The sequence below is a fragment of the Micromonospora sp. NPDC000207 genome (genome assembly GCF_040300925.1).
Lineage (GTDB): Bacteria > Actinomycetota > Actinomycetes > Mycobacteriales > Micromonosporaceae > Micromonospora.
This window is the reverse complement of the sequence record NZ_JBEPEQ010000102.1, coordinates 1-20,823: the sequence shown is the minus strand read 5'-3', so window position 1 is coordinate 20,823 and position 20,823 is coordinate 1. Positions and strand designations below refer to the sequence as shown.

Sequence of the window (20,823 nt, the reverse complement as noted above, 5' to 3'; positions counted from 1 at the left end):
GGACCGTCGTCGGCGCCCGCAGCAGGGTGAGGGCGTCGCCCCGCAGGAGGTCGGCGACGCTGGCGGTCCGCCACGACCGGGACTCGGCCCCGGCAGGGGGCCAGACCCCACCGCCGGTCAGGGTGACCAGCCCCGTCGCCGCCCGTCGCAGTCGACCCCGCACCTGGTACGCCGTCTCGGCCAGCTCGTCGGGCTCCGCCGCGACCGGGACGGCCCGGACGTGGCGGGCCGGACTGAGATCCACCGCCTCGTCCAGCAGGTCGATCACGGCAACGGCCTGCGCCACCCCCTGGACCGGGTCGAAGGCGTCCGGGTGCCTGTCGAAGTCACGCCACGCCCCGACCACCAACTCCCGGACCGTCGACCACCCCGTCGACGAGTGTCGACCGTCGGTCTCGTCGCCGGTGCGGGACTCCGGCCCGGCGGCGTCCACCATCAGGACGGTCGACGGGAGGGCGGCCTGCGGGTGCTGTCGTTCGAGGATCCACAGGTGCAGACCGATGTGCAGGGGAACGGCCACCCCGGGAGGCAGGCCGACCACGGCGCGCAGCGCCCCCCGGCGGACCATCTCGGCCCGGATCCGCCGCCCCGACGGCCGCAGCGCCGCACCCGGTGGCATGAGCAGGACCGCCCGTCCCCCCTCGGTCAGGTGCCCGAGGCAGTGCTGCACCCACGCCAACTCCGACTCGCCCTTCGGCGGCAGCCCGAACACCCACCGGGAGTCGTACGCCAGATCCTCGTGCCCCCACTCCCGATGACCGTACGGCGGCGCGCAGAGCACCGCGTCCGCGACCGACGCCGCGAAGGCGTCGTCGCGCAGACTGTCCCCGACCCGGACCCGCACCACCGTCCCGGCCTCGGCGTCGGCGACGGTGAGGCGGGCGGCGGCGTGGGCGGCGAGCGCCTCCACCACGTCCTGACCGGACACTTCCCGCGAACCCTGCCCGAGGGCGGCCAGCAACAGGCCACCCATCCCACAGGCAGGATCGAAGACCCGACCCGGGTACGCCTCCCCGGCACCTCTGAGCAGCGCAGCCATCAGGTCGGCGACCGGCGGCGGTGTCCGGTACGCCCCACCGCCCCGGCTGTCACCCCCCTCGCCCTCTGCCAACACCTCCAGCGTCTGCCCCGGCCCCTCCTCGACGAGGCACCGCAGCACCGCCCGGACCAGTCCGGCGTCGTCGGGTGAGAGGTCCGTTTCCCCGGCACCGGGGATGTCGACGGGGTACGAACGGGCCGTCTGGTTCCCCCAGGTGGACAGCCGGTCCTCGGCGAGGTCGACGGCCCTGACCGTCTCGGTGTCGGGAAGGCGACTAGCCGCCACCACCAGGGGGAGGAGTCTGGTTCGGTGGGCGAGTTCCGGTGCCTCGCTGCGCAGGGCGTTGCGCAGGTCGTCGGCGGGGGAGCCGTCCGGCAGCTGTCCCCGCCCGGCGAGCCAGGCCCGGACGGCGCTCAGGTCGTAGGCGGGGCTGGTCTCCGTCCCGCCCGACGGGGCGGGGAAGTCGGGATGCCGCCGCCGCCAGTTGCTCACTGTGGCCCTGGTGACACCGGCCAGCCGAGAGATCTCGGCGGCGGTCACACGGGCGGGCGGAGGCATCGGTTTCCTGTCGGAGGGCTGTCGTTGAGCGGTGACCATACACTAACCGCCAACCGGTTTCGCTGTTTGACACAGCTTTCAGCCGTGCTAGTTTGCTCCCGCCGCAGTGCGACTCTCCATGTGGGACAGTGCTCGGTCCGCCAGTAACGGCACGGGGAGCAACGGAGGGTTCGTCGAGGTGTACACCGCCAGCAAGAACCGTGCGCAGGGCCGGGAGGGTTGGTCGGTCATCTTCCGGCACCCGGGCAGGCTCGTCCTCGGTACCGATCAGCCCGGCCGCAATGTCTGCTACGGGCTCGGCACCACCGATGAAGCTGAGGCGGACCTCCTGGTCAGGCAGCTCAACGAGATCCTGCGGGCGCCGCAACTCTGGGAACCGGGCGCGCGGGTCCACGCCGAGGCCCATCTTGACCCCCGGGTCATCGAGATCTTCTACGGAAGCAGGGGCGGCGGGCACCTCGACTTCGCAGGCGTACGCGAACACCTGCTTCCGCTGCCCACCGCAGCCGACGGCTACCGGACCGTCATGATGCTCGGCACGACCGGTGCCGGCAAGACGACTGTGGTACGCCAGCTGCTCGGCACGAATCCGGAGACCGAGCGCTTCCCGTCGACGTCGACGGCGAAGACGACCGTCGCCGACACCGAACTGATCATCAGTGCTGACCAGACGTACCGGGCGGCGGTGACGTTCACGCCTCGTGCCGAGTTGGTCGGCTACCTGGCCGACAACGTGTCGGCAGCAGGGTTGGCGGCGTTCGCCGGCAAGGGCGACACCGAGGTCATCCGCCAGATCCTCGACCACGTCAACCAGCGTTTCCGGTTCAGCTACGTGTTGGGTCGCGCCACCGTGCCGAACGCCGACGACCTGGCCGACGACGACGAGGATGCCGACGAGGACATCGACCCCACCGAGTACGGCCGGGTCAACATGGAGTTGACCCAGCAGGTGTTGTATCGGGCGGTGCGCTCGGTCCGAGTGCTCGTCGCACGGCATGCCGGCGCGATCCGTGACGAGTTCGACTCCAGCAACGAGGACGAACAGGTCGTCACCGAGTACATCGAAGAGAACCTCGACACCGAGCTGCGGAACTCCGAGGAGTTCGACGACATCGTCGACTCGCTGATCGACGAGATCGAGAAGCGGTTCTCGACGTTGGACGTCGGTGAACTGCGCCGCAACGAGGAGGGCTGGCCGATCAGCTGGTCCTGGAGCACGCCCGACCGAGTGGCGTTCATCAAGAACGTCACCAGGTTCTCCAGCAACTACGCGCCGCTGTTCGGCCGCCTGCTCACCCCACTCGTCAACGGCATCCGCGTCAGTGGTCCGTTCGTACCCGACTGGGCCGACCAGCCGGCCCGGCTCGTCCTCGTCGACGGCGAAGGTCTCGGCCACACCCCGAAGTCGGTCGCCACCCTCTCGACCCATGTCGCCACCCAACTGGAGAAGGTCGACGCCGTCCTGCTCGTCGACAACGCCACCCAGCCGATGCAGGCGGCACCGGTGGCGGCGCTCAAGGGCATCGCCGTCTCGGGCAACGCCCCGAAGCTGCACTTCCTCTTCACCCACTTCGACCAGGTCAAGGGTGACAACCTGCCCACCTTCTCGGCCCGGGAGGAGCATGTCCTCGCCTCGGTCGAGAACGTCCTGAGTGCGATCGGCGACGACCTCGGCCCGGCGGCGGAGCGAGTCCTGCGTCGTCGCCTCGACCACGCCCGGTTCTTCGTCGGCGGGATCCACGAGCCGCTCAAGGCAAGCAAGAAGTCGGGCGGACGCTCCATCCAGGAGTTGCAACGACTGGTCGCGGTCCTGGCTGCCCCGCAGGAGGCGGCCGACGTCGGGGAGAGCCGCCCCGTCTACAGTCGGATGAACCTCGCCCTGGCGGTGGTCGAGGCGGCGAGCACCTTTCACCTGATCTGGGGCGGACTGCTCGGGATCCACCGGCACCCGGATGCACCCCCCAAGGAGCACTGGGCTCGGATCAAGGCGCTGAGCCGTCGTCTGGCGGAAGGCTGGTCCGACGAGTACGGCGGCCTGCAGCCGGTAGCCGACCTGCGCAACCAGCTGCAGAACCAGCTCTACCACATGGTGCAGCGGCCGGTCCGGTGGGATCAGGGCGAGCCGGGCGACGACGAGAAACAGGTCATCTTCGACGAGCTCTCGAACGCACTGACCAAGAGGCTGTTCGCCCTGACCCGACGCCGGATCCAGGACGACCCGGAGGCGGCCTGGCGGGCGGCGTTCCGGCAGAGCGGGACCGGATCCACCTACGAGCGCGCCCGCATCATCGCCGCCGACGTCTTCGGAAGAGGCGCTCCCGTCCCCGCCGTGAGCACTTCCGCCGAACAGCATCGCTTCCTCGAAGACGTCCGGGACATTTTCGAGGAGGTGGCACAGGAACTCGACGTCGTTCTGGAGTGACTATCGACAACGCTCGACAGCCTCCGCCGTGGCCTTCTGAGCGCGCTTGACCCCGCCCCTACGTCATGGTTCTGACTGTGGGGCATGAGGCTCGTTCCCGTCGCGTATCTGGCGTCCTACCTGCTGTCCGTGCTCGGCAACTCGATCGCCGGGGTGGCGCTGCCGCTGATCGTCCTGCAGGTCACCGGCAGTGTCCTCGGCACGGGGATCGTCGCCGGGGCGACAGCGATCCCCGCCGTGTTCGCGGGCCTGTTGATGGGGGTGGTGATCGACCGGATCAACAGGCGTACGTCGTCGGTGGTGACCGATCTCGTGTCGGCGGGGGCGATCGCCGCGCTGCCGTTGATCGACATGGTCTCGGGGTTGAGTCTGGGCTGGTTCGTCCTGTTCGGGATCGTCGGGTCGCTCGGTGACGTGCCCGGGTTGACCGCCAGGGATGCCCTGCTTCCCGCCGTCGTGCGGCACTCGGGGGTCGCCTCGGAACGGCTGATGGGCGTCCGGGAGGCCCTGGGCGCTGTCGGGCTGCTGCTCGGCCCGGCGGCTGCCGGGACCCTGATGGTGTTGTTCGACGGGTCCACGGTTCTGTGGATCACTGCGGCGACGTCGCTGGCCGCGGCCCTGTTGACGCTGCTGATCCCGGGGCGGGTCGGGGCGGTGGTCACCGCGGGCGGGGTCGCGGCGGAGGTGACCGGGAGCGGCTGGGGGCAGCTTCGTGACGGCTGGCGGGTGCTGCTGCGGAGTCGGTTCCTGGTCGTCACGACGGTGCTCAGCTTCACGTCGGTGATCGTCCTGGCCGCCCTGCAGGGGCTGATCCTGCCCGTCTACTTCACCCTCGCCGAGCGGCCGGGCCTGCTCGGTTTCGTCCTCACCGCCCTCGCCGCCGGGATGCTGGTCGGCGGCTCGCTCTTCGCGGTCGCCGGCACCCGTGGGCGACGACGGACGTGGTTCCTCGTCGGGCTGGTCGGCAACGCGTTCGGGTTCGGGCTGGTCGCCTCGCTCTCCTCGGTGTGGCTGGTCTTCGGGGGCGCGTTCGTCGTCGGACTCTCCAGCGGGGTGTTCGGGAGCCTGATCGGGGTGCTGATGATCGAGCGCATCCCGGAACAGATGCGGGGACGGATCATGGGTACGCAGAACGCGTTCGTGACCGCCGCCCCGGCGATCGGGATCGTCGCCGCAGCGGTCCTCACCGAGTACGCGGGAGTGAACGTCGCCGCTGTCGCGCTCACCGGCGTGTGGCTCGTCGCGCTGGCCCTCGGTCTGTTCGCGCCGTCTCTGCGTACCCTCGAACCGGAGCCGGCGGAGGTCGGCGAGGCGGGGAGGGTGGTGGTGGGGCGTGCGTAGCGGGGAGCTGGCGCGACTCGCCGGGGTCACCGTCCGGGCGTTGCGCCACTACCACCAGGTGGGGGTCCTCGCGGAGCCCGACCGTGGCAGCAACGGCTACCGCAGCTACGACGTGCACGACCTGATCAGGGTCGTCCGGATCAAGCGCCTGGCGTCGGTGGGGATACCGCTGGAGCGGATGCCGGACCTGCTCGACGACGCTGCGGTGGACGGGGGAGGGCTCCTGGACGAGCTGGCCGACGAGCTGACGGAGCAGATCGACAGGCTCACCGCACAACGTGACCTGATCATGCGGCTCCGGGCCCACGACGCGGCACCGGACCTTCCCCCGGAGCTGGCACCGTTCCTCGCCGTCTTCGCGGCCACCGGGCTGTCGCCGCAGCTCACCAGGCTCGACCGGGACCAGTCGGTGCTGCTGGCGCACCTCGTCGGAGACGAGGGCATGCCGCACCTCGCGCGCGTCTACGAACAGATCAGCACCTCCACCCTCGCACCGGCGGTGGTCGAGCTCGCGACCCGGTTCGACAGGCTCGGACCGGCCACCACCGAGGAGGAGATCGAGGAACTGGTCGACGCCTTCGTGTCGGCCTTCGGACCGGTCCTCGACGGTCTCTTCGAAGAATCGGCACCTCCCGGCCTCAGCAGGTCCGGGAGCCTGCTCACCGAGTACACGACGGACGTCCTCAACGAGCAGCAGCGGCACACCCTGACCCGGCTCGCGGCGGCACTCGAAAAGGATTGACCGGGTGGAGCCCTGACGTCACGCCCGCTCTCGGGGCACCCGGTGCAGGGTCACGGCGTCGAGCCGACCGTCGGTCAGGTCGGCGGTGAGGTACGTCGCGTGGGGCTGGCGGCGGCGGTCGGTCGGCGAACCCGGGTTGAGCAGACGCAGGCCGCCGGGTGCCTCGCTGTCCCACGGGATGTGGGAGTGCCCGAAGACGAGCAGGTCGCAGTCGGGGAACCGGGCCGCGCACCGCCGCTCCCGGCCAGCGGCCGGGCCGGTCTCGTGCACCACGGCGAGACGCAGTCCGGCCAGGTCCGCACGGGCGATCTCCGGCAGCCGGGTACGCAGCTCCGGGCCGTCGTTGTTGCCGTGGACGCCGATCAGCCGGGCGCTGCGCCGCTCCAGGTCGTCGAGCAGCGCCGAGCTGACCCAGTCGCCGGCGTGGACGACCACGTCGGCGGCGTCGACGGCGGCCCACAGCTGCGACGGCAGGTCGCGGGCGCGTTTCGGCAGGTGGGTGTCTGCCATGATGACCAACCGCACCCGGTCAGGGTAACCGCGCCCCGGCCACTGTTCGCCCGGTGTGCGGGAGGGGTCGCCGGCTTTCGCTACTCTTCGCGTCGGAGGTCTCACCGGTCGGCCACGCCGGTGGTCGGCTCGGTCTCGCGTACTGGTTCGTGACAGCCTCTACCGGTGGGAGGTCAGCGCTGATGAAGTGGTCGGGCAGCATGGCGCCGGACGGCGAGACACCGCCGGCGCAGGTACGGCGGGTCACGTCGGTGCCGGAGGCGGGTGAACTGGCCCGCCGGTTGCAGGTGTCCGGGCGGCGGTGGCCGGTGGTGGTGGTGACCAGCCCGGCGGGGTACGACGATCCCTTCGGCGACCCCGACGAGATCAAGACCGCCGTCGGTGACCTCGCAGAGGTGGCGTTGATGCCCACCGGCGAGGTCTCCTGGGCGTTCTCGCGGGAGATGCCCCCGGCGACCCAGGTGTACGGGGGTGCGGGGCGGGTCTACCCGGTCGACATGGGGTGGGTGAACTTCCCCGAGCGGAGTCGACTCCGGTTCGCCTACTCGCCGCAGGACCGTCGACGGATCACCGACCAGTTGATCAGCGACGCGTTGCAGGCGGCGTTGGCGGCCGGGCTCGTGGAGCAGCGCCCCACCCGTGCCACAGTCGCCCAGCGGTCCGGCCGGGTGCAGGGGACGATCGGAGGGTCGCGGGCGTTCGTCACCCTCGACGACTCGTCGTTGGCGATGGTGTGGGAGGAGTTGACGGTCCCCGGGGTCGCCCTGGACCGGATCCTGGTCAAGGGACAGTCGGTCACGGGTGGGTTCGACCCGGCCTCGCGGCGGCTCGACCTCCGTGGCGGGCTGCGGTTCGTCGACCCCGCCGACGCGCTGGCCGGGGTGGGGGAGGCGTACCAGGTCGGTGACGTGGTCCTGGCCGAGGTGACGACCCTGCACGACGACCGGGTCACTGTCCGGCTCCTCCCGGGTCTGGCCGTCGACGTGCCCCGGGATGCGGTGACCAGCAACCCGAACGACCAGCTGCGCAACCTGTTCAGCGTCGGGGAGGTCGTGACCTGCCGTCTCGTCGGGGTGGAGCCGGTCCGGCTGCGTCTGGACGACGTCGACGACGAGGAGGTCCCGGCCGCCGCGCCGAGCCTGCTGCCGGGCGGTCCGTCCTGGCTGCGGCCACCGGACCCGGAGACCGCGCTCGACCCCCAGGTCCGTGCCCGCCCTGTCGCGGACACCCCACCCGCCCCGCCGACCCACGGCCCGGCGACCACCCCGGGCGCCCCGGCCACCTCCGGTGGCGTCCCGAGGGGCGCGTCGCCGCGTCCCATGCCACCGCCGGGACGGCGGGCGGCCCCCGTCGCCCGGCCCGCACCGGTGGTGGCCCCCCGCCAGCCGACCCCGCTCGACGTGCGGATGTACACGGCGGCCCAGCAGGCCGCGACCATGCGACCCGCCCCGACCGAGTCCGCCGACCCGGTGCCGGGGGCCATCAGGGTCCCGGCCGCCGACCAGGCGAGGTTCGCCCAGCTGACCAGGCAGTTGGCAGCTGAGAAGGCGGCTCTCGGGCAGGTCAGGAAGGAGTTGGACGCCGAACGGTCGACCCGTCGGGCCCTCGGCGACGACCTGTCGGGCCTGCGGACCCGGGCGGCCGAACTGGAGGACGAGATGGTCTCGGCGCGTCGGACCATCGAGAGCCTGCAGACCCGCTACCGCAAGGCCGACCAGGCGCGGCAGAAGCTGACCAAGGAGCTGAAGAGTCTCCAGAGCCGCACCGAACAGGCGGCAACGGACGGTCCGCTCTTCCTCGACCCGCAGGAGCAGTTCCGGCACGAGGTGCTGGTGGAGTGGGCGCAGCGGATCCCGGCGGCGGACAAGGCGGCCAGGCCACTCGCCCCGTACGAGGTGGGCGGCAGGTTCCTGGACTCCATCGAGAAGGTGGGGGGTGTCAGCCGGGCGAAGGTGGTGGCAGTCGTGGTGGAGGTGCTGACCGGCCAGGCACAGAACCTCGACGGGCGGGATCTGCACCGGCTGCGGACCGGCAGCGCGGGCAGCCCGTACGTGCGCCGCGACGACGACGCGATCTGCTGGCGGGTGGCGTTGCAGCGGGAGTCGGCCGCCGCCCGCCGGTTGCACTACTGGCAGATCGGCGACCGGTACGAACTGTCGCGGGTCGTGCTCCACGACGACTACCAGCCCTGACCGGTCGGCCGGAGGCGGGCGGCGCGACGGGACGGGCGTGGCGCTACAGGCGCGCCAGGATCTCGGCCTTCTTGACTGCGAACTCCTGTTCGGTCAGGACGCCCGCCTCCCGGAGCTGACCGAGAAGGCGAAGCTGCTCCAGGGGGTCGGGTGCGGCCGCCGACGCCGGGGGCGCGGACGTGTCGGCTCCGGTGTGGAACGGGGACGTCGAGGGGGAGAGGTTCTCGTAGACCCGGGTCTGCGACCGCTTCTGGGCTAGCAACCGGGCATCGTGTACGGCCCTGTTCAGGATGGACAGCGCCTGCTGCGGTTCGGGGACGTCCTCCAGGACCGCCCATTCGATGCCGTACGGGCGCTGCACCTGCACGAGGATGTTCCCGACCCCACGGCTCTTCTGCACGATGGACTGCCGCAGGTCGATGTCGACCACGTCGGCGATCGGCACCTGCTGTCCCCGGGTGGACAGCATGCCCTTCTCCACGAACAGGAGGGTCGCCGTCAGGCTGTAGCGCCCGCCGCCGAAGCCGGTGACCGGGTTCCCCTTCGCCGCCCAGAGCACGCCCGGGTCGGGCGTCGGGGCGGGCTGCGGTGCCGGACCGGATCCGGGGTGGTCGTTCGGTGTCACAGCGACGACCGGGGGGTGCGGTGCCGTCATGGTGGTGGGTGGCCGTACGGCAGGCAGGTTCGCCGGTCCGGACACGGACACCGGTGCCGGGGCGTCGTCGACGAAGAGCTGCCATCCGGGTGGGGGCGGCGGCCAGGAGGGGTCGGGCTGCCACCCGGCCGGTGGTAGCCACCCCTCCGGCGCGTCGGGCCAGCCCGGAGGGGTGTTGAAGCGTGTCGCCATGAGCCTGTCGTGCCTCCGCGTCGGTGATCGCCTCGCAGAGCTTAGTCACCGGGGTACCGGGCGCGGTTCCGCCGAATGACCCATCCGACCCGGTGGTGCGGCTGGTCCGGGGCGTCACCCGTCGCCGAGGGTGGCGCGCAGGCGGCGTCTGACGCCGCTGGTGGCTCGGTGGCGCAGCTGGGAGAGGAGGTCGTCGCGGCCGTCGGTGCGTCGGCTGAGGGCGTCGGCGTGGCCGAGCATCCCGACGATGGTCTCGATGGCGGCCTGGAGGACCTGTCCCTCGTCGAGGTCGTCGGGGGACCGGGCGTGGCGGACGGTGGTAGGCCGCAGGTCGTCGAGGTCGCCGACCACCTGGCAGGGGTAGTCCCGGAGTGCGGTGATCTGCGCTTCGGCGAGGTCCGTCACCCAGTCGGCCCGGTCCAGGCCGACGCCGAACCGGACGTCGTTGCGGCGGTGCTTGAGCACCGCGTTGACCAGGTGCCGCTGGACCACCCTCTGGTACGGCGTCCGGTGCGGGTACCTGTCGCCGAGGGCCTGGTTGACCCGGCGCAGGACCTCGATCTCGGCCGCCCCGAGGGAGGTGTTCGAGGTGGGGGCGTCGAGGGTGCAGATTCCGGCCGGGATGCCCAGGGCGGCGGCGAACCGGTTCCACAGGACCTCGTGCGGGGTGCCGGAGGGGGGAACGGTGACCAGGTGGCGTCGGGTGGCGGGGACCAGGTCCCCCCAGCGGCGCAGCATCCGGGTGGGGGTGTGGTGGTCCCAGAAGCTGTCGAACCTGCCGTCCTGCACCGCCCGGAGGAAGGACTCGAACCGCCAGGTGCTGCGGGCGCGTACGCTCTGCTGCCACATCGACGGCAGGGTCCGCCACAGGTCCCGTCCGGCGACCACCACGTGCACCTGTGCGGGTTGGAGGCTGGTCACCGCGCGGGCGGCCTGCGCGGCGGTGGCCGCCCCCAACCCCTCGTTGCTGACGATCACGTCACCGGGCCACCGGGCGGCCCCGTCCACCAGCCGGTCCCAGGTCCAGCCGCCTGCGGGGTCCCGCCAGGTGACCTCCCGCAGGTCGGTCATGGCCTGGTCGTGGGCGGCGGCGGTGCCGGGCAGGAGGATCCCGGCGCGTTTGAGTGCCGCGCGGTTTCCCCAGAGCACGTCCTGCACGTAGGTGCTGCCGGTCTTGGGTGCTCCGACGTGCAGAAAGACGCGTCTGGCCATGGTGCCTCCCCGGGTCGGTCACGCCCGTGGGCGTGACCGGGTGGCACACGGGCGTCGGCCGAGCGGCCGATCGCGGGTCACCGTATCGGGTGTGGTTCCGTCGGTTGTTAACTGACGGACAATCCTGGATGACGATCTCCGTACCGTGGGCGGTCCGCACCGGGCCGGGCTCGGGACCGGCCTCAGACGTCGATGAAGGTGTAGGTGAAGCCCCGTTCGGCGCGGTGGACGTATCCGGCGGCGGGGAACGGGAAGTGGGCGGGGACCAGCAGGTCGCCGGAGTCGGCGACCCGTTCGAGGAGGCGGCGGCGCTGGACGGCGGAGTCGTCGGGCAGCACGCAGTGGCTGACGCTCCACTCGGGGCGTTCCAGCTGCACCCCGTGGTGGACCATGTCCCCGGCGAAGAGGGCGCGTCGGCCTGCGGACTCCACCACGAGGTAGACGTTGCCGGGTGTGTGGCCGAACGCGGGGACCAGGTGGATCTCGGGGGAGAGGACGTGGTCGGCGTCGACCAGGTCGAGGACGCCCGCGTCGCGCAGCGGCAGGATGCTGTCGGCGAGGTAGTCGCCGGTCTGTCGGATCACCGCCGCGCCCTCGGGGCCGGTCCACCAGTCGAACTCCTCTCGGACGAGGAGATAGCGGGCGTTCGGGAAGGTCGGTACCCATCCGCCGGCGCCGTCGGCGGAGGTGGCGAAGCCGACGTGGTCGAGGTGCAGGTGGGTGAAGACCACTGTGTCGACGTCGTCGAGGCAGACCCCGGCCCTGGCGAACTGCTCCAGGAACGGCCTGTCGGTCCGGTCGTACACCCCGGCGTTGCGGGGTTTGCCGTTGCCGCCCCCGGCGTCGACGAGGATCAGCCGGTCCTTCGTCTTGAGCAGGTGGGCCTCCTGGTTGAGGCGGATCCGCCCGTCGTGGGTGAACGGCTCCCGGGTGTAGAAGGCGTCCTCGGTCCAGGACTCCGTCCGAAGCTGGGGGAAGAAGTCCGTCGGAAGTGGGAAGTAGTCGACCTCCCGGATCGGGAATACCTCGACGTCGCCCACCCGGAAGGACCAGAGGGGGCCTTCGCCGCCGCCGGTGTCGACCCAGTAGGGCGCTGTGGGGTCGGGGTGCTGATCAGTGGCGCTCACGAGCTTCCCCGCCGACCTAGCCCTGCCGGACGCTGCCGGTGCCGTCGACGGTCTGGTCCACCTGTGGATTGCCCCGGTAGGTGACCGATCCGCTGCCGTCGACGTCCGCCTTCAGCGCCCCGCTGGCCTGCACCTCGGCCTTGCCCGAGCCCCTCACCGTCACGGTGGCCCGCTCACTGGCCAGCTCGTACGCGGCGTACCTGCCGGACCCGCCGACGGTCACCGTCTGCTGCGCGGCCCGCCCGGCGGTGGTGACGGTGCCCGACCCGTCGATCTCCACCGTCAGCGCCTGGGCGTCGAGGTTGCGGGCGTCGATCCGCCCGGAGCCCCTGGAGGTCAGTGCCGGGCTGGCGGTGCCGGTCAGGTCGACCTCGGCGCTGCCGGAGCTGTCCACGATCACCGAGGTCAACGCGGGGACGGTCAGCTCGTAGCGCATGTCGCCCCGGAGGTTGGCACCCCGGTTCTTACCGAGGATGAGGACGCCGTCGGTGGACCTGGTGGTCATCTTGTCGATGGTGTTCTCCCCGGCGGTCACCGACAGGCGCGGTGTGTCGCCGAGGGTGACGACGAGGGTCCCGGAGGTGGTCAGGACGACTGTCGTCACCGCGTCCACCTCACGTTCCTGGGTGACCGGGTCACCGGCGGGCCCGGCTATTCCGCACCCGGTCAGGGCGACTCCTCCCACGGCGGCGACGACGATCGGGGCGGCGAGACGGCGGAGCAGCATCGGGACGTTCATGTCTCCATAGTTGATCACGGTGTCCAGGCCGGTGTCCACCGATCGGTGGACAACCACTGTCGGTGCACCGGTCGTACCGGGTCACGATCGTGGCGACGATCATGGAGACATGAGTGACTCGCTGGCTGTGCGCGTACGCGGTCTGACCAAACGGTACGGGAGCAACAACGCCGTCGACGGCGTCGACCTGGACATCCCGACCGGCCAGATCTTCGCCCTGCTCGGGCCCAACGGGGCCGGCAAGACGACGACGGTGGAGATCCTGGAGGGCTACCGGGACCGCACCTCCGGCGAGGTCTCCGTGCTGGGCCAGGACCCGCAGCGGGCCGACCGTCGGTGGCGCTACGGCCTCGGGATCGTCCTGCAGGAGGCGTCGGACCTCAGCGAACTCACCGTCCAGGAGACCGTCCGGCACTTCGCCCGCTACTACCCCAACTCCCGTGACCCCGACGAGGTCGTCTCGAAGGTGGGTCTGGCGGAGAAGGCCAAGTCCCGGGTCAGCACCCTCTCCGGCGGCCAGCGTCGGCGCATCGACGTCGCCGTCGGCATCGTCGGCAACCCCCGGCTGCTCTTCCTCGACGAGCCGACCACCGGCTTCGACCCGCAGGCCCGCCGGCAGTTCTGGGACCTCATCCGTTCGCTGACCACGGAGATCGGTACTACGATCCTGCTCACCACGCACTACCTGGAGGAGGCCGAGAACCTCGCCGAGCGGGTCGCGGTGATCGCCAAGGGCCGGGTCGTCGCCGACGGTGACCCCAGCACCCTCGGCGGACGGGCCGAGGCGAAGGCGGTCGTCTCCTGGCTCGACGGCGACGAGCAGCGCACCCGCGAGTCGGACGACCCCGGCGCCGTGATCGCCGAGCTGACCACCCGCTTCGGCGGTACCGTGCCGGGACTGACGGTGAGCCGCCCCAGCCTGGAGGACATCTACCTCGACCTGATCGGGAGCGACAAGTCATGACCACCACCGACACCGACCGGCCCGCCACCACCGCCGGCAGGGACCCCTCCACGCTCGGCCTCGGACTGCACCGGGGCGTCATCGAGCTGAAGCAGTTCTTCCGCGAGTGGGACAACGTGGTCTTCACCTTCGCGTTGCCGATCGTCCTGCTCGCCCTGCTCGGCTCCCTGTTCAGCGGGGTCTACGAGGGCAGCGACGTCACCTCGGCGCAGTACTTCGTACCCAGCATGATCGCCGCCGGTGTCGCCTCGGCGACCTTCGTCAACCTCGGCATCAGCATCGCGGCGGACCGGGACGACGGCACGCTCAAGCGGCTGCGCGGGGTGCCGATGCCCAAGGCGGCGTACTTCCTCGGCAAGGTCGTCATGGTGCTGGTCATCTGCGTCGCCGAGGTGATCATCCTGATCGGCCTGGGCATGATCCTGTTCGACGTGACGCTGCCGACCGACCCGGGCAAGTGGCTCACCTTCACCTGGGTGTTCCTGCTCGGCGTGGTCGCCTGCTCCTTCCTCGGCATCGCGGCGAGCAGCCTGGCCCGCACCGAGCGCAGCGCGGGCGCGGTGATGAACCTGCCCTACATCGTGCTGGCCTTCGTCTCCGGCATCTTCTTCACCCCGATCAGCGCCCTGCCCGACGCGTTGGCCCAGTTCGGTGCGCTCTTCCCGCTGAAGTGGATGGCCCAGGGGTTCCGCTCGGTCTTCCTGCCCGACACGATCCTGCCGCAGGAGATCGTCACCAGCACCTGGGAGCACGACCGGATCGCGTTGGTCCTCGGTGCCTGGTGCGTCGGCGGCCTGATCCTGTGCCTGACCACCTTCCGCTGGCGGGGCCGGCGGGAACGGTAGTCGATGTCACGTCAGCCGAGCGGTCTGTTGCGCTCCCACCTCTGGGACGGGTACTTCGTCCTGGCCGGGGGCGCCACCCTCGCCTTCGTCGCCACCGCCGACCACGAGCCGGCGGTGGCGCGGGCGTGGGCGACGGCCAGCCTGTTCGGCCTCGCCCTCTGGTACGTCTGCTACGGGCGTCGGCTGATCCGCGAGGAGGTCGAGGACCGGCGTTCGTACGTCTACTTCGCCGGTGCCGCGGTGTTCTTCGTACCCGCGGTGGTGCTCGTCACCGCCGCCTCGTACGCGCTGCTGGTGCTCTGTCCGCAGGCGTTCATGCTGATGCGGACGGTCCCCGCGATCGGGGTGGTGGTGGCGTTCAACGTGACCGACGTGGTCGCCGCGCACCTGGACACCCGGGACTGGGCCGACACCGCCCGGGGTCCCCTCCCGGTGGCCCTGATGGTGATCGTCGGGTCGGCGGCATTCGGCAGTTGGGCGCGGCAGGTCTCGGCGCAGAACGAGGAGCGGGCCCGGTTGATCGCGCAGCTCGACGGGTCCCGCGCCGAGGTGGCCCGGCTCTCCCACACCGCCGGGGTGCTCGCCGAACGGCAGCGCCTCGCCGGCGACGTACACGACACCGTGGCGCAGGGGCTGACCAGCATGATCATGCTCATCCAGGCCGCCGCTGCCGAGATGGACCGCGACCCCGGGCAGGCCCGACGTCACCTGGACCTGGCCCTGACCTCCGGACGGGACAACCTGGCCGAGGCCCGCGCCCTGGTCGGCGCCCTCACCCCCACCGGCCTGGCCGGGTCGTCGCTGCCGGAGGCGCTGCGTCGGCTGGCGGACCGGTTCGTCAAGGAGACCGGGGTCCCCGCGACCTTCCACGGCGCCGGGCCGGTCGGCGAGGTCGCCACCGCCGTCGAGGTGGTCCTGCTGCGGGCGGTCCAGGAGTCCCTGGCCAACGTGCGGCGGCACGCCGGGGCGACCCGGGTCGACGTGCGGTTGGAGCGGGTGGCCGACGGGTTGGCGGTAGCGGTGACCGACGACGGCTGCGGGTTCGTCCCCGACCAGGTCGGCGGCGGGTACGGGCTCGCCGGGATGCGGGCCCGGGTGGAGCAGGTCTCCGGCACGGTGCAGGTCGACTCGGTGCCCGGTCGGGGCACCACGGTGAAGGTCGAGGTTCCCGACAGATGATTTCCGTGCTGCTCGTCGACGACCATCCGGTGGTCCGGGCGGGTGTCCGCGCCATGCTCGACGGCGAGGACGACATCCAGGTCACCGGGGAGGCGGCCTCGGGTGCCGAGGCGGTGGCGGCCGTCCTGTCGGACCCGCCCGACGTGGTCCTGATGGACCTGCGGATGCCGACGATGGACGGGGTGATCGCCACCCGGGCGGTCCTGGAGGTCGCGCCCACCACCCGGGTGGTGGTGCTGACCACGTACGAGACGGACGCGGACATCCTGCGCGCGATCGAGGTGGGTGCGGCCGGTTACCTGCTCAAGGACATGCCCCGGGCCGACCTGGTCAACGCGGTGCGGACCGCCGCCCGGGGGGACACCGTCCTGGCCCCGTCGGTGGCCACCAAGCTGTTCAACAGGGCCCGGCGGCCGGTCCAGGAGAGCCTGTCACCCCGGGAGACGCAGGTGCTGCGGCTGGTGGCCCGGGGCCTGTCCAACGGCGAGGTGAGCCGGGAACTGCACGTCAGCGAGGCGACTGTGAAAACCCACCTGCTGCGGGCCTTCGCCAAGCTGGGGGTCTCCGACCGGACCGCAGCGGTCACCACGGCGATGTCCCGGGGGCTGCTCTGACGACCCGAGTGCCGTCGGTCGACCCACGGACGGTGCTCCGTGAGAGGGGCCAGGCAGCCGGTGCGGCCTCCGTCAGACGGTCGGGTCGGAGCCCAGCGACACCAGTTCGTTGCGGTCGTTGACGTGGACCACCCGGGGGGCGTGCCGGTGGGCCTCGTCGTCGTTCATCAGGCCGTACCCGATGATGATGATCAGGTCACCGGTGTGCACCAGCCGGGCGGCGGCGCCGTTGATGCCGATCACCCCCGACCCGGGTTCGCCCTCGATGACGTACGTCTCCAGGCGGGCACCGTTGTTGATGTCGACGATGTGGACGAGTTCTCCGGGTAGGAGGTCGGCCGCGCGCATGAGGTCGGCGTCGACGGTGATCGATCCGATGTAGTGCAGGTCCGCCTGGGTGACGGTGGCCCGGTGGATCTTCGACTTGAGCATGGTGCGCAACATCTGCTGCCCCTTAGGCGAGACTGACTGGTCCGATGGCAGGGCTGACTGGTCCGCCGTCGACCCCGGTGAGATCAGCGGGGGATCCGCAGGCCCAGATCGTGTTCCTCGGCGTACGCGGCGACCCGGGCGCCGAGGGCGACGTCCAGGATGGACATCCCGAACGGGTTGCTGAGCACGAGCCGGCCGGGTTCGACCCGGCCGGGGTGCCGACCGGCCAGGACGTCACCGAGGGTGGTGTGCACCTGGGCGGCCGTCGGATCGGGCGTGGCGTCGGGTCGGTACCCGCCGTCGGGGGCGCGCAGCGTCCCGGCCCGCCACATCCGGCCCAGCAGGCGGCGGTCGTCGTGGCTGACCAGGCCCCAGTCGTCGACCACCACCAGACCGGCGGCGGCGACCACCTCCGGCAGGACGTCGTCGAGCGAGACGTGGGCGATCAGCGCCCCGGGGGCGAACCACTCCGGTGCCAGGTAACCCTCGGTGGTCACTGTCACGGTGACCACCAGGTCTGCGCCGTCGACGCAGGCCCGGGCGGAGTCCTCGACCCGTACCGTGAGGTCGGCGGTGTCCGGGTCGGCGCGCAACGCGTCGGCGAGCGCCTCGGCCCGGGACCGGTCCAGGTCGAAGAGGGTGACGGTCTGGAGCCTGTCCGACACGGCGGGCAGGAGCCGCAGGTGGGCACGGGCGAGGGTGCCGCATCCGAGCACCGCCAGGTGACCCACCGGGTCGGTGCGCAGCCGTTGCGCGCTCACGGCGGTCACCGCGGCGGTGCGCAGGGCGCTGATGTACGCCGACTCCATCACGCAGACCGGGTAGGCGGTCTCGGGGTCGAACATCATCAACAGCCCCTGTGAGCGGGCCAGGCCCCGGTCCGGGTTACCCAGACTGGCGTTGATCACCTTCAGGCCGAGGTCCAGGCCGGAGTCGGTACGGATCGCGCCGGGCATGCCCAGCGACCGCGCCGAGTGCCCGTCCGGGGTCTGCCAGGGCAGGTACGCCTCGTCGGGCAGGATCGTCGAGCCGAGGGCGTGCCGGCGCAACGCCTGCGCCGTCACCTCGACGCAGTCGACCTCGTCGAGGGCGGCGACCACCTGCTCACGGGGCAGGTAACGCAGGTCGGAGGCGGGGTAACCGGGAAGGTCAAGCATCTGTTCATCCGTTCTGGAACCGCAGGCCGTCGTTGCGCAGTCGGGTCTCGGCGAGGCGTACCTCCTCGGCGATGCCGACAGTGGTCAGCCAGGCGTCGTCGTAGACTGTCGCCTGGTACCGGTCGCCGCCGTCGGGGCACAGGCACAGCGGGCTGCGGGGCGGCTGGTCACCGGCGAGTTCGGTGAGGCAGGCGCGCAGGACACAGCCCGACGAGCCGCCGAGTGCGACCCCGGTGTCGTCGCGCAGGATCCGGCAGACCGCTATCGACTCGGCGTCACCGACACGGACGGCCCCATCGTAGGCGTACGGGGTGAGGAAGGCCGACGGGCGGCTGGCACCGATCCCGGCCAGGTGCCGTCGTCCGGGGGCGGTGCCGGTGACCATCGACCCCTCGGCGTCCACGGCGACCACCCGGATCTGCTGGTCGACCGAGCGTAGGTGCGCGGAGATGCCGGCGAGGGTGCCGCCGGTGGAGACCGCCACGTACACCGCGTCGAGGTCCGGTCCGCCCTGGGCGACGATCTCGGGGCCGGTGGTGAGCTGGTGGATCCACGGGTTGGCGAAGCTGGCGTACTGGTTGGGCCAGCGGTATCCCGGGTTGCCGGCGCACAACGCCCGTACCCGTTCCAACCGGGTCAGCTGGTAGCCGCCGAAACCGTCGGGGGAGTCCACGTGGCAGACCTCCACACCGGCGGCGGCCAGGGAGTCCCGGGTGGCCGGTGGGGTCTTCGGGTCGATGACGGCGATGAGTCGACAGTCGATCTCGGCGAGTTGACGGGCCAGGGCCAGCCCGAGGTTTCCGGAGGTCGACTCGACCACCACTGTGCCCGGGGTGAGCGGGGCCTGACGGTCCATCACCATCAGCAGACCGGCGGCGGTCCGGTCCTTGATGGAACCGGACGGGTTGAACGACTCGTACTTGAGTCGGAGGTGGTGTTCCCGGCCCCGGTACTCGGTCACCAGGACGGCGGTGGGCGTGTCGGTGAACGCCGACTCCAGGTGCGCGACCCGTGACAGCACTGTGACTCCTCTGTACGGCGGCCGGTCGGACGGATGGCGCGGGACCGTCTCCGCCGACCAGGCTGGTGGTGGCGGGGTGATCCGAAAGGAGGATCGAGCTTGGCCGGGGGGCGGCGACACCCTTTGGCGAGTAGTCGCCAGCCCCGGGTGCCCGTCGAGGGTCGTCAAGCTGTGTCGGCAGATTAACACGCTGTAACATGAATGGTGTCCCCGGTTGGGAAATAATGGTCATTCCGGTGGTCTGCGGGCGCGTCGATAATTGGCTCGACGGTCGGCAAAATGGGCGAACCGCGACAAGCCGCCAGGTAAGCCGGGAAGTGTCTTTGACTCCGCCGGTGCCCGGATTATCGGGTTTGGTACGCCGTACGCGGCGAATGTGTCCTCCGTCCAGCGGAGCTGGACGCGGTCGGGTATACACGGGCGGCATGGAGATCAAGTTCCAGTGCCTCGGCGATCTGGAAATCACCTGCGGCGATCGGGTGATGCCGGCGGGCGGACCGCTTCAGCGGGGTCTGCTGGCGATGCTGCTCCTCAACGCGAACCTCTCGATCAGCGCCGACCGGCTCATCGACGCGCTCTGGGACGACCCGCCGGACACCGCGCTGGGCCAGTTGCAGACCCGGATCTGGCGACTGCGGCAACTCCTGCGGGCCCCCGCACCGGGCACCTCGTGGTCGACCCCCGAGCTGATCACCCGGCCCGGCGGGTACGCCCTCATGGTCGACCCCGCCGCCGTCGACCTCCTGGTGTTCCAGCAGCGCATCCGGGACGCCGAGTCGATGCTCGCCGGTGACCGGCCCCGGGAGGCTGCCCTCGAACTGCGCAGCGCCCTGGCCCTGTTCCGGGGGCCCGCCTTCGCCAACGTCACCGCCGTCGGGGTGGCCGGCGAGGTGGTGGCCATCGAGGAACGCCGCCGGGCCGCCCTGGAACAGATCTTCGACATCGAACTCAGCCTCGGGATGCACGCCCAACTCATCGCCGAGCTGCGGGAGGCGGTGGCGGCCAACCCGTACCAGGAGCGGTTGCGACTGCACCTGATGCGGGCGCTGTACCGGTCCGGTCGGCGGGCCGAGGCGGTGGCCGCGTACCGGGAGGGGCACCGGACGATGGTCGACGGTGCCGGACTGGAACCCAGCCGGGAACTCAAGGAGCTGCACCGACGGATCCTGCTCTCCGACGTGCCCAGCGCCCCGTCGGTCGCGTCGGTGGCCCCGGTGACCCCGGCGGCCCTCGCCGAGACACCGCCACCACCACCGGCGGCACCCGTCGGCAGCTGGGCACCCCAGTCACGCGACCTGCCCCGAGACGTCACCAACCTGGTCGGGCGGTGCCCGGAGATCACCCACCTGACCGACTACCTCTCCGGCCCCGGCCACCACCTGCCCCGGGTGGTGGCCCTCTCCGGGATGCCCGGGGTGGGCAAGACCGCCCTGGCCGTCCGGCTCGCCCACACCCTGGCCGGTGCCGCCCCCGACGGTCAGCTCTTCGCCTGGCTGGGCGGCAAGTCCGAGCCCACCGAGATCCTGCACCGGTTCCTGCGCACGCTCGGCGTCGCCGAATCCGAGGTGCCGGCCACCCTCGCCGAACGGTCGGCGTTGTTTCGTGCCTGCACCGCCGGTCGACGGCTGGTCCTGGTGCTCGACGACGCCCACGGCGAGGCCCAGGTCCGCCCGCTGCTGCCCGCCGGGCCGGCCACCCTGACCCTGGTGACCAGCCTCCGCCCGCTGACCGCGCTCGACGGCGCGCAACTGCGGGACCTGGCACCCCTGGAGCCCTCCGAGGCGATCCGACTCCTCACCGACCTGGTGGGCGAGGAACGGGTACGCGCCGAACCGGCGGTGCCGCAGCGGATCGCCACCTGGTGCGAGGGGCTTCCGCTGGC

18 protein-coding genes are annotated in these 20,823 nt (G+C 71.4%); 9 read left to right on the top strand and 9 right to left on the bottom strand.

The features are described from left to right. A partial coding sequence (locus ABT336_RS21865) for an N-6 DNA methylase (RefSeq protein WP_350898510.1) occupies positions 1-1,579 on the bottom strand: 1,579 nt, incomplete at its 3' end. A gap of 196 nt (positions 1,580-1,775) precedes the next feature. Between ABT336_RS21865 and ABT336_RS21860 the strand changes: the two genes are divergently transcribed. From ABT336_RS21860 to ABT336_RS21850, 3 genes are all read left to right on the top strand, one after another. Then, positions 1,776-4,019 (top strand): hypothetical protein, encoded by a 2,244-nt coding sequence (locus tag ABT336_RS21860; protein WP_350898508.1) that lies wholly within the window; start codon positions 1,776-1,778, stop codon positions 4,017-4,019. An 84-nt stretch (positions 4,020-4,103) separates the two neighbouring features. Continuing rightward, the gene (locus ABT336_RS21855) at positions 4,104-5,360 is read left to right on the top strand and encodes an MFS transporter (RefSeq protein WP_350898506.1); all 1,257 of its coding nucleotides are present in this window, start codon (positions 4,104-4,106) and stop codon (positions 5,358-5,360) included. Next, on the top strand, positions 5,353-6,102 hold the full coding sequence (locus tag ABT336_RS21850; protein WP_350898504.1) for a MerR family transcriptional regulator: 750 nt from the start codon (positions 5,353-5,355) through the stop codon (positions 6,100-6,102). Before ABT336_RS21855 ends, ABT336_RS21850 begins: the two co-directional genes overlap by 8 nt. 18 nt (positions 6,103-6,120) lie before the next feature. On the opposite strand, the gene ABT336_RS21845 is transcribed toward ABT336_RS21850, so the two are convergent. Further along, positions 6,121-6,627, bottom strand: a complete 507-nt coding sequence (locus tag ABT336_RS21845) for a metallophosphoesterase family protein (protein ID WP_350898502.1) — start codon at positions 6,625-6,627, stop codon at positions 6,121-6,123. A gap of 167 nt (positions 6,628-6,794) precedes the next feature. Between ABT336_RS21845 and ABT336_RS21840 the strand changes: the two genes are divergently transcribed. Then, on the top strand, positions 6,795-8,804 hold the full coding sequence (locus tag ABT336_RS21840; protein WP_350898500.1) for a hypothetical protein: 2,010 nt from the start codon (positions 6,795-6,797) through the stop codon (positions 8,802-8,804). A gap of 43 nt (positions 8,805-8,847) precedes the next feature. Here the strand turns inward: ABT336_RS21840 and ABT336_RS21835 are convergent, their stop codons facing one another. From ABT336_RS21835 to ABT336_RS21820, 4 genes are all read right to left on the bottom strand, one after another. After that, positions 8,848-9,651 (bottom strand): SHOCT domain-containing protein, encoded by an 804-nt coding sequence (locus ABT336_RS21835; RefSeq protein ID WP_350898498.1) that lies wholly within the window; start codon positions 9,649-9,651, stop codon positions 8,848-8,850. Positions 9,652-9,765: 114 nt separating this feature from the next. Further along, on the bottom strand, positions 9,766-10,863 hold the full coding sequence (locus ABT336_RS21830; protein ID WP_350898496.1) for a cytochrome P450 family protein: 1,098 nt from the start codon (positions 10,861-10,863) through the stop codon (positions 9,766-9,768). A 182-nt stretch (positions 10,864-11,045) separates the two neighbouring features. After that, positions 11,046-11,990 (bottom strand): MBL fold metallo-hydrolase, encoded by a 945-nt coding sequence (locus ABT336_RS21825; protein WP_350898494.1) that lies wholly within the window; start codon positions 11,988-11,990, stop codon positions 11,046-11,048. A 16-nt stretch (positions 11,991-12,006) separates the two neighbouring features. Continuing rightward, positions 12,007-12,729, bottom strand: a complete 723-nt coding sequence (locus tag ABT336_RS21820) for a head GIN domain-containing protein (RefSeq protein WP_350898492.1) — start codon at positions 12,727-12,729, stop codon at positions 12,007-12,009. A 109-nt stretch (positions 12,730-12,838) separates the two neighbouring features. On the opposite strand from ABT336_RS21820, the gene ABT336_RS21815 reads away from it, so the two are divergent. Genes ABT336_RS21815 through ABT336_RS21800 form a run of 4 tightly spaced genes read left to right on the top strand, consistent with a single transcriptional unit; the run spans position 12,839 to position 16,331 of the window. Beyond that, a complete protein-coding gene (locus ABT336_RS21815) occupies positions 12,839-13,693 on the top strand; it encodes an ABC transporter ATP-binding protein (RefSeq protein ID WP_350898490.1) in 855 nt (284 codons plus the stop codon). Then, positions 13,690-14,538 carry an ABC transporter permease gene (locus ABT336_RS21810; RefSeq protein ID WP_350898488.1) on the top strand — a complete coding sequence of 283 codons (849 nt, stop codon included), beginning with the start codon at positions 13,690-13,692 and terminating at the stop codon, positions 14,536-14,538. Before ABT336_RS21815 ends, ABT336_RS21810 begins: the two co-directional genes overlap by 4 nt. 3 nt (positions 14,539-14,541) lie before the next feature. Then, positions 14,542-15,717 (top strand): sensor histidine kinase, encoded by a 1,176-nt coding sequence (locus ABT336_RS21805; protein ID WP_350898486.1) that lies wholly within the window; start codon positions 14,542-14,544, stop codon positions 15,715-15,717. After that, on the top strand, positions 15,714-16,331 hold the full coding sequence (locus ABT336_RS21800) for a response regulator (protein ID WP_350898484.1): 618 nt from the start codon (positions 15,714-15,716) through the stop codon (positions 16,329-16,331). The genes ABT336_RS21805 and ABT336_RS21800 overlap by 4 nt, the downstream gene beginning before the upstream one ends. A 72-nt stretch (positions 16,332-16,403) precedes the next feature. On the opposite strand, the gene panD is transcribed toward ABT336_RS21800, so the two are convergent. The 3 genes from panD to ABT336_RS21785 all read right to left on the bottom strand — a co-directional run bounded on the left by panD (position 16,404) and on the right by ABT336_RS21785 (position 18,941). Then, positions 16,404-16,775 (bottom strand): aspartate 1-decarboxylase, encoded by a 372-nt coding sequence (gene panD / locus ABT336_RS21795; protein WP_350898482.1) that lies wholly within the window; start codon positions 16,773-16,775, stop codon positions 16,404-16,406. A 71-nt stretch (positions 16,776-16,846) separates the two neighbouring features. Then, positions 16,847-17,920 carry an ornithine cyclodeaminase gene (locus tag ABT336_RS21790; RefSeq protein ID WP_350898480.1) on the bottom strand — a complete coding sequence of 358 codons (1,074 nt, stop codon included), beginning with the start codon at positions 17,918-17,920 and terminating at the stop codon, positions 16,847-16,849. Between the two features lie 4 nt (positions 17,921-17,924). After that, positions 17,925-18,941, bottom strand: a complete 1,017-nt coding sequence (locus ABT336_RS21785) for a pyridoxal-phosphate dependent enzyme (RefSeq protein WP_350898478.1) — start codon at positions 18,939-18,941, stop codon at positions 17,925-17,927. Between the two features lie 425 nt (positions 18,942-19,366). On the opposite strand from ABT336_RS21785, the gene ABT336_RS21780 reads away from it, so the two are divergent. Further along, positions 19,367-20,823: AfsR/SARP family transcriptional regulator (locus tag ABT336_RS21780; protein WP_350898476.1), on the top strand; the 1,457-nt coding region annotated here is incomplete at its 3' end.

What these genes read in the sequence shown, in the direction of transcription:
- ABT336_RS21815 (WP_350898490.1), top strand. Translation starts at nt 12,839, where the DNA reads ATGAGTGACTCGCTGGCTGTGCGCGTACGCGGTCTGACCAAACGGTAC.
- ABT336_RS21790 (WP_350898480.1), bottom strand. Translation starts at nt 17,920, where the DNA reads ATGCTTGACCTTCCCGGTTACCCCGCCTCCGACCTGCGTTACCTGCCC.
- ABT336_RS21800 (WP_350898484.1), top strand. Translation starts at nt 15,714, where the DNA reads ATGATTTCCGTGCTGCTCGTCGACGACCATCCGGTGGTCCGGGCGGGT.
- ABT336_RS21835 (WP_350898498.1), bottom strand. Translation starts at nt 9,651, where the DNA reads ATGGCGACACGCTTCAACACCCCTCCGGGCTGGCCCGACGCGCCGGAG.
- ABT336_RS21830 (WP_350898496.1), bottom strand. Translation starts at nt 10,863, where the DNA reads ATGGCCAGACGCGTCTTTCTGCACGTCGGAGCACCCAAGACCGGCAGC.
- ABT336_RS21840 (WP_350898500.1), top strand. Translation starts at nt 6,795, where the DNA reads ATGAAGTGGTCGGGCAGCATGGCGCCGGACGGCGAGACACCGCCGGCG.
- ABT336_RS21820 (WP_350898492.1), bottom strand. Translation starts at nt 12,729, where the DNA reads ATGAACGTCCCGATGCTGCTCCGCCGTCTCGCCGCCCCGATCGTCGTC.
- ABT336_RS21810 (WP_350898488.1), top strand. Translation starts at nt 13,690, where the DNA reads ATGACCACCACCGACACCGACCGGCCCGCCACCACCGCCGGCAGGGAC.
- panD (WP_350898482.1), bottom strand. Translation starts at nt 16,775, where the DNA reads ATGTTGCGCACCATGCTCAAGTCGAAGATCCACCGGGCCACCGTCACC.
- ABT336_RS21805 (WP_350898486.1), top strand. Translation starts at nt 14,542, where the DNA reads ATGTCACGTCAGCCGAGCGGTCTGTTGCGCTCCCACCTCTGGGACGGG.
- ABT336_RS21855 (WP_350898506.1), top strand. Translation starts at nt 4,104, where the DNA reads ATGAGGCTCGTTCCCGTCGCGTATCTGGCGTCCTACCTGCTGTCCGTG.